We start from the raw sequence: 12,875 nt of genomic DNA, 5'->3' as shown, positions 1-12,875 counted from the left end.
CGCCTCTGGTCATGGAATTGATCAGGGGCGGGCATTTTTTATTGCGTTGTCCATCTCGGCGTGCCCGGCCAGAGTTGATCCAAGCCCGCCGCGCGGTGGGCCGGTTGCACATGGGAGGTGGGCTGGATGCGGGACACGCTGGTGCTGAACGCGAGCTTCGAGCCGCTGTCGACGGTGTCGTTGAATCGAGCCGTCGTTCTGGTGCTCCAGGACAAGGCTGTCGTCGAGCAGGCCCACCCCGAACTGCGTATGCGCGGAGCCGAGGTCGATATACCGGCCCCCCGGGTGATCCGGTTGTGCAGGTACGTGAGGGTGCCGTTCCGAAGACAAGCTCCGTGGTCGAGGCGCGGTGTGCTGGTCCGGGACCGGCACCGGTGCGCGTACTGCGGCAGGCGGGCGACGACGGTCGACCATGTGGTGCCGAGGGCGCAGGGGGGTCAGGACTCCTGGCTGAACACGGTGGCGTCGTGCGCGGAGGACAACCACCGCAAGGCGGCGCGGACTCCGGAGCAGGCGGGGATGCCGTTGCTGCGGCATCCGTTCGAGCCGACGCCCGCCGACGCGATGCTGCTCGCGCTGGCGGCCGAGGATTTTGAAGCGCTGCCGGGTTGGTTGGCTCGGGACGCTGCCTGAACTGAGCGCCGTAGGGGCGTGGTTGGTCGTCGGGTGCGCGTCGTGTGTGGCTGATCGCGCAATCCCCGCGCCCCTTAGGGGCGCGGGGATTGGCGTAGGTCCAGAAGTGACCGTCAGTCGATGGACGGCTTCTCGCGGCGTTGGCGTTCCGAATTGCCGTCCGAGTTGCCGGAGTTGCCTCCGCCGCCTCCCGAACCGCCGCCGAACGGGCCCATGTTGCCCATCGCGCCGGAGAGACCCTTGAGGGCGTCGCCGATCTCGCTGGGGACGATCCAGAGCTTGTTGGCGTCGCCTTCGGCGATCTTCGGGAGCATCTGGAGGTACTGGTAGGAGAGGAGCTTCTGGTCGGCGTCGCCGGCGTGGATCGCCTCGAACACCGTACGGACGGCCTGCGCTTCACCCTCTGCGCGCAGGGCCGCGGCCTTGGCCTCACCTTCGGCGCGCAGGATCTGGGACTGCTTCTCACCTTCGGCGGTGAGGATGGCGGCCTGGCGCGTGCCTTCCGCGGTGAGGATCGCGGCGCGCTTGTCACGGTCGGCGCGCATCTGCTTCTCCATCGAGTCCTGGATGGAGGTGGGGGGCTCGATTGCCTTGAGTTCGACGCGGTTCACGCGGATGCCCCACTTGCCCGTCGCCTCGTCGAGGACTCCGCGCAGGGCCGCGTTGATCTCCTCGCGGGAGGTCAGGGTCCGCTCCAGGTCCATGCCGCCGATGATGTTGCGGAGCGTGGTGACCGTGAGCTGCTCAATTGCCTGGATGTAGCTGGCCACTTCGTAGGTCGCGGCCCGCGCGTCCGTCACCTGGTAGTAGATGACCGTGTCGATGTTGACGACCAGGTTGTCCTGGGTGATCACCGGCTGCGGCGGGAACGGTACGACCTGTTCGCGCAGGTCGATGCGGTTGCGGATCGTGTCGATGAACGGGACGACGATGTTGAGTCCCGCGTTGAGTGTCCGTGTGTAGCGGCCGAACCGCTCCACGATCGCGGCACTTGCCTGCGGGATGACCTGGATCGTCTTGATCAAAGCGATGAAGACCAACACCACCAGGATGATCAAGACGATGATGACCGGTTCCATCGTGCTCCCCGTACCCTTCTCCGCCTCGGCGCTTTCGGAAGATCTTATGGTTGTTGAAGATCTTGCTGGTCGAGTCTGTCAGACCGTCACGCAACTCGTGTGCTGTTCGGTTCAGTTGAGACCTGCGAGGTCACCAGTCGTGTCCTGCGAGGTCATCGGTCGAGTCCCGCGAGGTCAGATGACGATCGCGGTGGCTCCCTCGATCTCCACGACGTCCACCTCCTGGCCCGGTTCGTAGGCACGGTCGGTGTCGAGCGAGCGGGCCGACCAGATCTCTCCGGCCAGCTTGATCCGGCCGCCGCCTGAGCCGTCGACGCGCTCCAGGACGACGGCCTGTTTGCCCTTCAAGGCATCGATGCCCGTGGCGAGTTGGGGCAGCGTCGCGCGGTGCCGGGTAGCGATGGGTCGTACGACCGCGATGAGAGCGACCGAGACGACGACGAAGACGAGGACCTGGACGACGAGGTCCCCGCCGATTCCCGCGGTTCCGGCGGCCGCTACGGCGCCGACGGCGAACATGCCGAACTCCGGCATCGTGGTCACCACGAGAGGAATCCCGAGTGCTGCCGCGCCGACGAGCCACCACACCCATGCGCCGATGTCGTTCACATGGTCAATGGTAGGGCTGCGGGTCCCGTCACGGACAGGGCGCATATGTCCCTACACCCGCTTCTTACAAGGCAGTTCAGGCCATGGGGAGACCGTGTGCGGTCCAGCGGTCGCCGACCTGCTCCACGATGAGGGGGAGACCGAAGCACAACGACAGGTTCCGGGCGGTGAGTTCGAGCTCCAGCGGGCCCGCGGCGAGGACCTTGCCCTGACGGATCAGCAGGACGTGGGTGAAGCCGGGGGCGATCTCCTCGACGTGGTGCGTGACCATGATCATGGAGGGGGCGATCGGGTCGCGGGCGAGGCGGCCGAGGCGGCGTACGAGGTCCTCGCGGCCGCCGAGGTCGAGGCCGGCGGCGGGCTCGTCGAGGAGGAGCAGCTCGGGGTCGGTCATCAGGGCGCGGGCGATGAGGGTGCGCTTGCGCTCGCCCTCGGACAGCGTGCCGAACCTGCGGTCCAGGTAGTCGCTCATGCCGAGGCGGTCGAGGAAGGCGCGGGCGCGCTGCTCGTCGATGTCCTCGTAGTCCTCGTTCCACCCGGCGGTCATGCCGTAGGCGGCGGTCAGGACGGTCTGGAGGACGGTCTGGCGCTTGGGGAGCTTCTCGGCCATGGCGATGCCGGCGACGCCGATGCGGGGGCGCAGTTCGAAGACGTCGACCTTGCCGAGGGTCTCGCCGAGGATGGTGGCGGTGCCGCTGCTGGGGAACAGGTAGCTGGACGCGACGTTCAGGAGCGTGGTCTTGCCGGCGCCGTTCGGGCCGAGGATGACCCAGCGCTCGCCCTCCTTGACCGACCAGGAGACCTGGTCCACCAGAGCCCGGCCCTCCCGGACCACGGTTACGTCCTCCAGCTCCAGAACATCGCTCATGAGCGCGCTGTCTCCCATTGCATCGTCGGCCTGTCTCGGCTGTCGCGTGCGCCGGTAGGCGCAGCCCTCGAAGAAATCTACGCCACCGGCCGGGCGGTCCATTCCATCGGTCCTGTCCTTAGGGTGGACGCCATGCTTTCGGAACCACGCTCAGGGCGCCTCGCCGCCTGGGGAAATGCCCTGTTGGCCGGACTTGTCTCGCCGGACGACGCCGTGCTCGCCATCGTGGGCGAGGACGCCGTGCACCGGGTGGAGGGACTGCCGGGCGAGTCGGCACCCGTCGGACTGACCCTCGCCCTGGGGCGCCTGCGCACCCTCGGGGCGACCGGCCTGCGGGTGGCCCTGCCCACCTCGGGACACCCACTGGGGCTCAGCGGCCCGCCCGACTTCAACGCCCGGGCCCTTGAGGCCGAGGAGGCGGTGATCTGCTACGGCGTCGCGCTCGGCCTCGTTCCCGAGGTCTACGAGGCCGGTCCCACCGGTGACGTCCATGTCGAGGTCGTGTGGCACTGCCTGCCGGTGCGGGAGGCGCCGCCCGCCGACGTGCCCTCGCTCGGGGAGGCCGAGCGGGAGCTGGCGGAGGCGCTGCGGGACGCTACGGCGGTGTTGTCGCGGCTCGATGTCGCCGGGTCGGGGCCGGTGGCCGAGGCCGCGGTCGACGCGTATCGGGCGCGGGCGGAGCGGGGGCGGGAGGTGTTGGCGCCGGGGTATCCGCCGCGGGCGGTGCGGGTGCTGGAACTGGCGCAGCGGGTGGGGTTGCTGGTGTCCGTGGCGTACGAGAACGGGCCCGGGGGTGCGGTGAGCGCGTCCGAGATGGGGGCGCGGGCCGAAGCGTTGCGGCCGGTGGAGCGGACGGCTCGGCGGGCGCAGGTCGCGGCGTACAACTCCGTTGTGGAGGAGCGGGAGAAGGGGGTCCGCTGAATGTTCCGTTGCGTGGGTGCCCTGTGTTGGGGTGCCCTGTGTTGGGGTGCCCTGTGTTGGGGTGCCCTGTGTTGGGGTGGGCGCCGCTGGGGTGGGCGCCGCTGGGGTGGGCGCCGCTGGGGGCTCCGCCCCCAGACCCCCGATCGGCCCTGAAGGGGCCTCGTCCTCAAACGCCGGACGGGCTGAACAATGCCGGGCCTGTATGCAAGAAGAGGGGCCCCGCGAGTCGTCGTTGACTCGCGGGGCCCCTCTTTTGTGGTGTGGGCGTCAGTCGTTGATGCCCTTGTTGCCGAACGCGGGGTTCAGCAGGCCGATGACGTTGACGCTGTCGCCGACGACGTTGACCGGGACGTGGACCGGGACCTGGACGGTGTTGCCCGAACCGACACCCGGGGACTTCACGGCCGCGCCGTCGGCACCGGCGTCGGCGAAAGCGGCACCGGCGGAGGCGCCGGCGGCGATACCGGCGACGGTGAGGGCCACAGCGGCCTTCTTGGCGATGTTCATGGGAAGCGTTCCTCCTGCGATTGCGTGACCGACCCGGCCGCGGGTCGTGCGCTGATCAACGCACGGAACGGCGGAAACGGCACGGACATCCGCGTTTGACTGCCCGTTCGGATCATTGGCGCGACAAGCCGACCAGGTGACCAGGTGACGAGCGGACCGGCCTCCCAGGGAGCGCCCTGGGAGGCCGGAGGTCACTGTCGCGGAGCGACGTGCGTCAGCTGTTGACGCCCAGGTTGCCGAAGGCGGGGTTCAGGACGCCGATGACGTTCACGCTGTTGCCGACCGCGTTCACCGGGACGTGCACCGGGACCTGGATGACGTTGCCCGAGCCGACGCCGGGCGAACCGGCGGCCTGGCCGTTCGCCAGGCCGTCGGCGGAGGCCAGCCCGGCACCGGCGGCCACCAGCCCGCCGGCCACCATCGTCACGGCCGCTGCCTTCTTCAGGTTCTTCACTTCTGAGCCCTCCTAGCGATCACCGCGGCAGGCGCCGCAGCATGCACTGGAGAACGGTGGAGATCCACGAAGGATGCGCCATTCGAGGGACATTCCCACGACGGTATGAATCTCAGCCCGGAACGGGACGCTCCGTGTTGCCGTCACGCCACCACTGCGACACCGCTCACCTGGTCAGACCGTGGCGTACGGCGAACAGGGCGGCCTGGGTGCGGTCCGCCAGGTCGAGTTTCATCAGGATGTTCGAGACGTGGGTCTTGACCGTCTTCTCGGAGAGCACGAGGGCGCGGGCTATCTCGCGGTTGGAGCGGCCGTCGGCGATCAGGCCGAGCACCTCACGCTCCCGCTCGGTGAGCGAACCGCCCCTGCCCTGTCCCGAGTTGGACTCCTCCTGGGACAACAGGACGCCTGCGACCTCGGGTTGGAGCAGGATGTGGCCCGCGTGGACGGAGCGGATGGCGCCGGCCAGGGCGCCCGGGTCCACGTCCTTGTAGACGTATCCGGCGGCGCCCGCGCGCAGGGCCGGGATCACCGTGCGCTGTTCGGTGAAGCTGGTGACGATCAACACGCGCGCGGGGAGGTCGAGTTCGCGGAGTCTGCGCAGCGCGTCGATGCCGTCCATGCCCGGCATCTTGACGTCCATGAGGACGACGTCGGGCTTCAACTCCTCGGTGCGGGCGACTCCTTCGGCACCGTCGGCCGCCTCGCCGACGACCTCGATGTCGTCCTGCACCTCCAGGAAGGTGCGCAGGCCCCGGCGGACCACCTGGTGGTCGTCGACGATGAGCACCTTGATCGGTTCAGCCACCGGGGACCTCCATCTCGATCGTGGTGCCCTTTCCGGGCGCCGATTCCACGGTCAGCGTGCCGCCGACGCCGTTCGTCCGGTCCCGCATGGAGACCAGCCCCAGGTGGCGTCCGGCGCGGCGGATCGACTGGGGCTCGAAGCCGCTGCCGTCGTCGGTGATCCGGAGGACCGCTCCGCAGCCGTGCCGCTCCAGGGTCACGGCGACGTGCTCCGCGCCGGAGTGGCGCAGCGCGTTGTGCAGGGCCTCCTGGGCGACGCGGAGCAGGGCCTCCTCCTGGGCGGCGGGAACGGCGCGGAAGCCGCGGCCGGTGAAGGTCACGCGCGCGGTGTGGGCGCGGTCGAGGACCTGGATCTGGGTGCGCAGGGTGGCGATCAGTCCGTCCTCGTCGAGGGCGGCGGGGCGCAACTCGACCACTGCGGCGCGCAGTTCGTCCGCGGCCTCGGCGGCGAGCGCGGCCACCTGCTGGAGTTCGCCCTTGGCGCGGGAGGGGTCGCGGTCCACGAGGGTGGCGGCGGCCTGTGCGGTGAGGCGGAGCGAGAACAGCTTCTGGGCCACCGCGTCGTGCAGTTCGTGGGCCAGGCGGGAGCGTTCCTCGGCGATGGTCAACTCGCGGCTGCGCTCGTACAGGCGGGCGTTGGTGAGGGCGATGGCCGCGTGCTGGGCGAGGATGGAGAGGAGTTCCTCGTCCTCCTCGGTGAAGCCGCAACTGCCGTCCCGCTTGGGGCAGTTCTTGTTGGCGAGGAAGAGCGCGCCGATGACCTCGTCGTCGTCGCGGATGGGCAGGCCCAGGAAGTCGGACATGTCGGGGTGGGCCGAGGGCCAGCCTTCGAAGCGCGGGTCCTTGCGCACGTCCGCGAGGCGCTCGGCCTTGGCCTCGTGCAGCATCGCGGCGAGGATGCCGTGCTGGCGCGGGAGCGGGCCGATGGCCTTCCACTGGGCGTCGCTGACACCGTCGACCACGAACTGGGCGAAGCCGCCGTGGTCGTCGGGGACGCCGAGGGCGGCGTACTGCGCGTCGAGCAGCTCGCGGGCCGAGGCGACGATCGTCTTGAGGACGTCGCGCACCTCCAGATGCCTGCTCATGGCCAGCAGCGCGGAACTCACCGCCGCGAGGCCGGACCGTGGACCTTGACTCATGTCCTCACGGTACCGGCGGGGTCTGACAACGCGGATCGGGCCGGTGACGGCCGTCGTCTGGTCCGGTGGACCTAGGGCGAAGGGCCCCTGTGGATGCGGCCCGGGCCCGACGCGGCGGGGGCGGTCCCGTTCCTACGTTGGGGGCACGCCGACGGAGGCGTAGTGGACGAGGGGACGTGTGTGTCATGTCGGTAGCGATCATCACGGGAGCGTCCAAGGGACTGGGGCGGGCACTCGCCGAGGCCCTGGCCGAGCGGGGCTGGGACCTGGTGCTCGACGCCAGGACCGAGGGGGTGCTCACAGAAGCCGCGGTTGCCGTCGCCGCGTACGGCACGCGCGTGGAGGCCGTTCCCGGGGATGTCACGGACGCCGTTCACCGGGCCGAGCTGGTGGCCGCGGCGGGGAAGCTGGGCGGCGTCGACCTGGTCGTCAGCAACGCGAGCGCGCTGGGCGCCGAGCCGCTCGTACGCCTGGAGGAGCTGCCCCTGGACGGGTTGCGGCGGGCGCTGGAGGTGAACGTGGTGGCCGCGCTGGGGCTGGTCCAGGAGGCGCTGCCGCCGCTGCGGGCCTCGCGGGCGGGTGCGGTGATCGCGGTCAGCTCGGACGCGGCGGCGGAGGCGTACGAGACGTGGGGCGGCTACGGGGCGTCCAAGGCTGCCCTCGACCATCTCGCGGCCGTGCTCGGCGCCGAGGAACCCGGACTGCGGGTGTGGGCGGTCGACCCCGGAGACATGGGCACGGACCTGTACGCGGCGGCCGTACCGGACGACGACGATCCCCGGCCGTCGCCGACCTCCGTGGTACCGGCCTTCCTACGACTGCTGGACGAGCGTCCGGCGAGCGGGCGCTACGGCGCACCGGCCCTCCTGGAGGAGCGATGACCGTGGCCGTGCGGGTCCCGGAGGAACTGTCCGCGCGCGTGCCCGCCGAGCAGCGCGGGCCCGGGCTCGACCGGGACGCCGTACGACTGCTCGTGTCGCGGGGTACCGAGGTGTCGCATCACGCGTTCGTGGAACTGCCTCGGCTGCTGCGGGCCGGGGATCTGCTGGTCGTGAACACGTCGCCGACGCTCGCCGCGGCGGTGGACGGGTGGATCGGGCACGCACGCGTGGTGGTGCATTTCTCCACGCGGGGCGATGACGGGCGGTGGGCGGTCGAGCTGCGGGAGCCGGACGGAAAGGGCACCACACGCGCGCGTGCGGGCGGCCCGGCCGGTGTGGAGGTGCGGCTGCCTGGAGGGGTGCGGCTGGTCCTGGAGGAGCCGCTGAGCGGGCGGGGTGAGCGGTTGTGGTGGGCGCGGGCGCTGGTGCCGGACCTGGGAGCACCCGAGCCCGGGACGCCGAGGACGGCAGCCCCGGGGCCGGCCGTGCCCGGGACGAGTGCCGCGGAGCCGGAGGCGGTGGGCCCGGACGTGCCCGGGGCGGAGTCGCCGGGCTTCGGGACGCCCGGGCCTGGAGGGCCGGTGTCGAGCGTGGCCGCACTGCTCCGGGAGCACGGGCGGCCCATTCGTTACTCCTATACGGAGCGCGATCAGCCGCTCTCCGTCTACCAGACGGTGTTCTCGCTGCCCACGGAGGACGGGTCGGGCAGTGCGGAGATGCCCAGTGCGGCGCGGCCCTTCACCGCGCGGCTGGTGGCGGAGCTGGTGAGTCGGGGGGTGCAGTTCGCGCCGATCACGCTGCACACCGGGGTGGCGTCGGCCGAGGTGCATGAGCCGCCGTATCCGGAGCGGTTCGCGGTGTCGGAGGTGTCGGCCCGGTTGATCAACGCGGCCCGGGCCGGGGACGGGCGGGTGATCGCGGTCGGGACCACCGCCGTGCGGGCCGTCGAGTCCGCCGCCGGGGTCGACGGGGTCGTACGCGCGCGTGCGGGCTGGACGGATCTCGTCGTGACGCCGGAGCGAGGTGTGCGGGTCGTGGACGGGCTGCTGACGGGGCTGCACGAGCCGGAGGCCTCGCATCTGCTGATGCTGGAGGCGGTCGCCGGGCGGACTGCCGTAGGCCGGAGTTATGAGGAGGCGCTGCGCGGGCTCTACCTGTGGCACGAGTTCGGGGACGTGCATCTCATCCTCCCGGAGGAGGGTCCTCACACGGTGCATTGCTCCCGCAACTGCGGGTGAGGTTGATGTGCGGTCGATGTGAGCCCGCACATAGGGCGCAGATCACGTACTAGCGGACATAGGAGATATGGGCGCCCCGCCTGAGCGGGACGTACGGTCCCGTCTGTCCCGTTTTGCCCTGGACCGGTCAACTACCCGGGATCGTACGTCACACCTTTGCCAGGGGTTTTTGCGGCCGCTAAGAATTGCAGCCGTCGCTCAGCGCCGCGGATCCCGTCCGCGGCGTTTGTGCCGGAAGCACCCGCGTCCCCCGCCGGACGGTGAGCGACCTCCGCGCAATTCGAAGAGGTCCATCCGCCATGCCCAAGAACTCGAACACTCCTGGTCATAGTCGCCTGACCAAGCTGAACAAGCTGACGAAGCGGCACAAGATCGCGCTCGCCGGTGTCGCCACGCTCGGCGCCGCCGCCCTCGCCTTCTCCGCGGTGCCCGGCGACGCGGGGACGACCACGAGCGACGCCGCGACCTCGACGAAGATCGCGTACAGCTCGGAGCCCATCAAGGGCGTCAAGGCCAGCGTCACCGACCAGCTCGCCGGTGCCAGTGTGAAGACCGAGGCGATCCAGGCGAAGGCCGACGCCAAGGCGAAGGCGGCGAAGGCCAAGGTCGACGCCGCCGCGAAGAAGAAGGCCGCCGCCGAAGCCGCCGCCAAGAAGAAGGCGGAGGCCGCGCGCAAGGCCAAGAAGGCCGCGAGCCGCTCCACCGAGCGCGTCAAGATCCAGCCCGTCGCCGCGACGACGTACTCCAACAACCTCAACGGCTGGATCAACCACGCCCTGGCGATCATGAAGCAGAAGGGCATCCCGGGCTCGTACAACGGCCTGTACAAGAACATCATGCGGGAGTCCTCGGGCAACCCGAGCGCCATCAACGGCTGGGACGTCAACGCGGTCAACGGCACCCCGTCGATCGGTCTGCTCCAGGTCATCCAGCCGACGTTCAACGCGTACCACGTCTCCGGTACCTCGTCGAACATCTACGACCCGGTCGCCAACATCACCGCCGCCGCCAACTACGCGGCCGACCGGTACGGCTCGATCGACAACGTCAACAGCGCGTACTGAGACGCGTACCGAGGCCTCCGGCGGACCTCTGGGTCTCGGTATCGACGCCGAAGGGCGGCACCCCCACCAGGGGCGCCGCCCTTCGGCGTCGTAGCTGAACAGCCGTTGCGGAACGGCTACTTGCGCATGACCTCGGGCTCGTGGCGGCGCAGGAAGCGGGCCACGAAGAAGCCGCAGATCACGCCGAGGACGATCAGGGCGGCCATGTCCATGCCCCAGGCGCCGACGGTGTGCTCCCACAGCGGGTCGGTGCTGTCGCCGGGCTTGGGCGGGCTGATCTTGTTGAAGTCCAGCGTGGCGCCCGCGGCGCCGACCGCCCAGCGCGAGGGCATCAGGAACGAGAACTGGTTGACGCCGACCGCGCCGTTCAGGGTGAACAGGCAGCCGGTGAACACGACCTGGATGATCGCGAACATGACCAGCAGCGGCATGGTCTTCTCGGCCGTCTTCACCAGCGAGGAGATGATCAGGCCGAACATCATCGCGGTGAAGCCGAGGCCCATGATCGGGATGCAGAGTTCGAACATGGTCTGGGTGCCGAGGACCAGGCCCTGCTTCGGGATCTCGCGGCTGGCGAAGCCGATGACGCCGACCATCAGGCCCTGGAGCGCGGTGATCACACCGAGCACGAACACCTTGGACATCAGGTACGCGGAACGGGACAGGCCGGTCGCGCGCTCCCGTTCGTAGATGACCCGTTCCTTGATCAGCTCGCGGACGGAGTTGGCCGCGCCGGCGAAGCACGCGCCGACCGCGAGGATCAGCAGGACCGTGGTGGCCGTGCCGTTCGGGATGATCTGACCGTTCGCCCTGGGCGGGTTGGGCAGCAGGCTGTTGCCCGAGTCGATGAGCAGGCTCACCGCGCCCAGGACGCCCGGCAGGATCACCATCAGGGCCAGGAAGCCCTTGTCGGAGGCGATCACCCCGACATAGCGGCGCACCAGCGTGACGAACTGGGACATCCAGCCCTGCGGCTTCGGCGGCTTCATCGCCTGCATCGGCGGCATCTGTACGGACTGCGGAGCAATCGCGTCGATGTCCGCGGCGTACATCTGGTAGTGCTGCGAGCCCTTCCAGCGCCCGGCCCAGTCGTAGTCGCGGTAGTTCTCGAAGGCGGAGAAGACGTCGGCCCAGGTGTCGTAGCCGAAGAAGTTCAGCGCCTCCTCGGGCGGGCCGAAGTAGGCGACGGAGCCGCCCGGTGCCATCACCAACAGCTTGTCGCAGATCGCCAGTTCGGCCACGGAGTGGGTGACGACGAGAACCGTGCGGCCGTCGTCGGCGAGGCCGCGCAGCAGCTGCATGACATCGCGGTCCATGCCCGGGTCGAGGCCCGAGGTGGGCTCGTCCAGGAAGATCAGCGAGGGCTTGGTGAGGAGTTCCAGGGCCACCGAGACGCGCTTGCGCTGGCCGCCGGAGAGGGAGGTGATCTTCTTCTCTTTGTGGATGTCGAGCTTCAGCTCGCGCAGCACCTCGTCGATACGGGCCTCGCGCTCGGCGCCCGTGGTGTCGGCGGGGAAGCGCAGCTTGGCCGCGTACTTGAGGGCCTTCTTGACGGTCAGTTCCTTGTGCAGAATGTCGTCCTGCGGGACCAGACCGATGCGCTGGCGCAGCTCGGCGAACTGCTTGTAGAGGTTCCGGTTGTCGTAGAGGACGTCGCCCTGGTTGGCGGGCCGGTAGCCGGTGAGCGCCTTGAGCAGGGTCGACTTTCCGGACCCGGACGGGCCGATGACCGCGATCAGCGACTTCTCCGGTACGCCGAAGGAGACGTCCTTGAGGATCTGCTTGCCGCCGTCGACCTCGACGGTCAAGTGCCGTGCGGAGAAGGAGATTTCACCGGTGTCGACGAACTCTTCGAGCCGGTCGCCGACCAGGCGGAACGTGGAGTGGCCGACGCCGACGATGTCGTTCGGGCCGAGCAGCGCGGAGCCGCCCTTGGTGATCGGCTGGCCGTTGACGTACGTGCCGTTGTGCGAGCCCAGGTCACGGATCTCGAAGCGGCCGTCGGGCGTCGCGTGGAACTCGGCGTGGTGGCGCGAGACCTGGAGGTCGGAGACCACCAACTCGTTCTCCAGCGCACGGCCGATGCGCATCACGCGCCCCAGCGAGAACTGGTGGAACGTGGTCGGGCTTCGGTCGCCGTAGACCGACGGCGCCCCCGCGCCGACGCCGGATCCCTGCTGCGGCGGAATGTTCGCGGCGGCCGGCGGCGGCTGGTAACGCTGCTGCTCGGGCGTCTGCGCCGGGGCCGGGGCCTGCTGCGACGGTGCCTGCTGCGCCCAACCGGGGCCCGCGCCCTGTGCGGCGTAGGGCTGTTGCTGCGGCTGGGCCTGCGGCGTCGCCACGGCGGCCGCGGCACCTGAGAGGTTCAGGCGCGGGCCGTCGGTCGCGTTGCCCAGGTACACGGACGAGCCAGGGCCGATCTCCATCTGATGGATGCGCTGGCCCTGCACGAACGTGCCGTTGGTGCTGCCGTGGTCGTCGATGACCCAACTCCGGCCGCCCCAGCTGATCGTGGCGTGCCGCCAGGAGACCCTGGCGTCGTCGACCACGACGTCCCCCTGCGGATCACGTCCGAGGGAGTAGGGCCTGGACGCGTCGAGCGTCCAGGTCCGTCCATTCAATTCCAGTACGAGTTCCGGCACTCCATGCCCCACTGAGTAGTCCCCCGAGTTACC

At 69.8% G+C, this 12,875-nt stretch carries 13 protein-coding genes; 5 read left to right on the top strand and 8 right to left on the bottom strand.

Going from position 1 to position 12,875, the window contains the following annotated elements:
• Nucleotides 1–126 precede the first annotated feature (126 nt).
• Complete coding sequence (locus OG194_RS36935) at nucleotides 127–633, top strand: HNH endonuclease (protein WP_327405093.1); 507 nt, start codon at nucleotides 127–129, stop codon at nucleotides 631–633.
• Between the two features lie 113 nt (nucleotides 634–746).
• Here OG194_RS36935 and OG194_RS36930 read toward each other — a convergent pair whose 3' ends face one another.
• From OG194_RS36930 to OG194_RS36920, 3 genes are all read right to left on the bottom strand, one after another.
• On the bottom strand, nucleotides 747–1,712 hold the full coding sequence (locus OG194_RS36930) for an SPFH domain-containing protein (RefSeq protein ID WP_327405092.1): 966 nt from the start codon (nucleotides 1,710–1,712) through the stop codon (nucleotides 747–749).
• Nucleotides 1,713–1,886: 174 nt separating this feature from the next.
• A complete protein-coding gene (locus OG194_RS36925; RefSeq protein WP_327405091.1) occupies nucleotides 1,887–2,321 on the bottom strand; it encodes an NfeD family protein in 435 nt (144 codons plus the stop codon).
• A 76-nt stretch (nucleotides 2,322–2,397) separates the two neighbouring features.
• Nucleotides 2,398–3,189: an ABC transporter ATP-binding protein gene (locus tag OG194_RS36920; protein ID WP_327405090.1), complete on the bottom strand. Its 792-nt coding sequence runs from the start codon at nucleotides 3,187–3,189 to the stop codon at nucleotides 2,398–2,400.
• A gap of 132 nt (nucleotides 3,190–3,321) precedes the next feature.
• Here OG194_RS36920 and OG194_RS36915 point away from each other — a divergent pair, with 132 nt between their 5' ends.
• The gene (locus OG194_RS36915) at nucleotides 3,322–4,110 is read left to right on the top strand and encodes a hypothetical protein (RefSeq protein ID WP_327405089.1); all 789 of its coding nucleotides are present in this window, start codon (nucleotides 3,322–3,324) and stop codon (nucleotides 4,108–4,110) included.
• A gap of 267 nt (nucleotides 4,111–4,377) precedes the next feature.
• Here OG194_RS36915 and OG194_RS36910 read toward each other — a convergent pair whose 3' ends face one another.
• The 4 genes from OG194_RS36910 to OG194_RS36895 form a co-directional block, all read right to left on the bottom strand.
• A complete protein-coding gene (locus OG194_RS36910; protein WP_327405088.1) occupies nucleotides 4,378–4,617 on the bottom strand; it encodes a chaplin in 240 nt (79 codons plus the stop codon).
• Nucleotides 4,618–4,831: 214 nt separating this feature from the next.
• Complete coding sequence (locus OG194_RS36905) at nucleotides 4,832–5,071, bottom strand: chaplin (RefSeq protein ID WP_033286424.1); 240 nt, start codon at nucleotides 5,069–5,071, stop codon at nucleotides 4,832–4,834.
• A gap of 166 nt (nucleotides 5,072–5,237) precedes the next feature.
• A complete protein-coding gene (locus OG194_RS36900; RefSeq protein ID WP_327405087.1) occupies nucleotides 5,238–5,879 on the bottom strand; it encodes a response regulator transcription factor in 642 nt (213 codons plus the stop codon).
• Nucleotides 5,872–7,017, bottom strand: coding sequence for a GAF domain-containing sensor histidine kinase (locus OG194_RS36895; protein ID WP_327405086.1), 1,146 nt, complete (start codon nucleotides 7,015–7,017; stop codon nucleotides 5,872–5,874). The genes OG194_RS36900 and OG194_RS36895 overlap by 8 nt, the downstream gene beginning before the upstream one ends.
• Before the next feature lie 185 nt (nucleotides 7,018–7,202).
• Between OG194_RS36895 and OG194_RS36890 the strand changes: the two genes are divergently transcribed.
• The 3 genes from OG194_RS36890 (at nucleotide 7,203) to OG194_RS36880 (ending at nucleotide 10,200) form a co-directional block, all read left to right on the top strand.
• Nucleotides 7,203–7,898 (top strand): SDR family NAD(P)-dependent oxidoreductase, encoded by a 696-nt coding sequence (locus tag OG194_RS36890; protein WP_327405085.1) that lies wholly within the window; start codon nucleotides 7,203–7,205, stop codon nucleotides 7,896–7,898.
• Nucleotides 7,895–9,136 carry an S-adenosylmethionine:tRNA ribosyltransferase-isomerase gene (locus OG194_RS36885; protein ID WP_327405084.1) on the top strand — a complete coding sequence of 414 codons (1,242 nt, stop codon included), beginning with the start codon at nucleotides 7,895–7,897 and terminating at the stop codon, nucleotides 9,134–9,136. Before OG194_RS36890 ends, OG194_RS36885 begins: the two co-directional genes overlap by 4 nt.
• 299 nt (nucleotides 9,137–9,435) lie before the next feature.
• A complete protein-coding gene (locus OG194_RS36880; protein ID WP_327405083.1) occupies nucleotides 9,436–10,200 on the top strand; it encodes a transglycosylase SLT domain-containing protein in 765 nt (254 codons plus the stop codon).
• 116 nt (nucleotides 10,201–10,316) lie between these two features.
• Here OG194_RS36880 and OG194_RS36875 read toward each other — a convergent pair whose 3' ends face one another.
• Nucleotides 10,317–12,842, bottom strand: coding sequence for an ABC transporter ATP-binding protein/permease (locus OG194_RS36875; protein WP_327405082.1), 2,526 nt, complete (start codon nucleotides 12,840–12,842; stop codon nucleotides 10,317–10,319).
• Between the last annotated feature and the right edge of the window lie 33 nt (nucleotides 12,843–12,875).

Source organism: Streptomyces sp. NBC_01288 (assembly GCF_035982055.1).
Classification (GTDB): Bacteria; Actinomycetota; Actinomycetes; order Streptomycetales; family Streptomycetaceae; genus Streptomyces.
The sequence above is the reverse complement of the archived record's forward strand: the minus strand, read 5'-3'. Positions and strand labels throughout refer to the sequence as shown.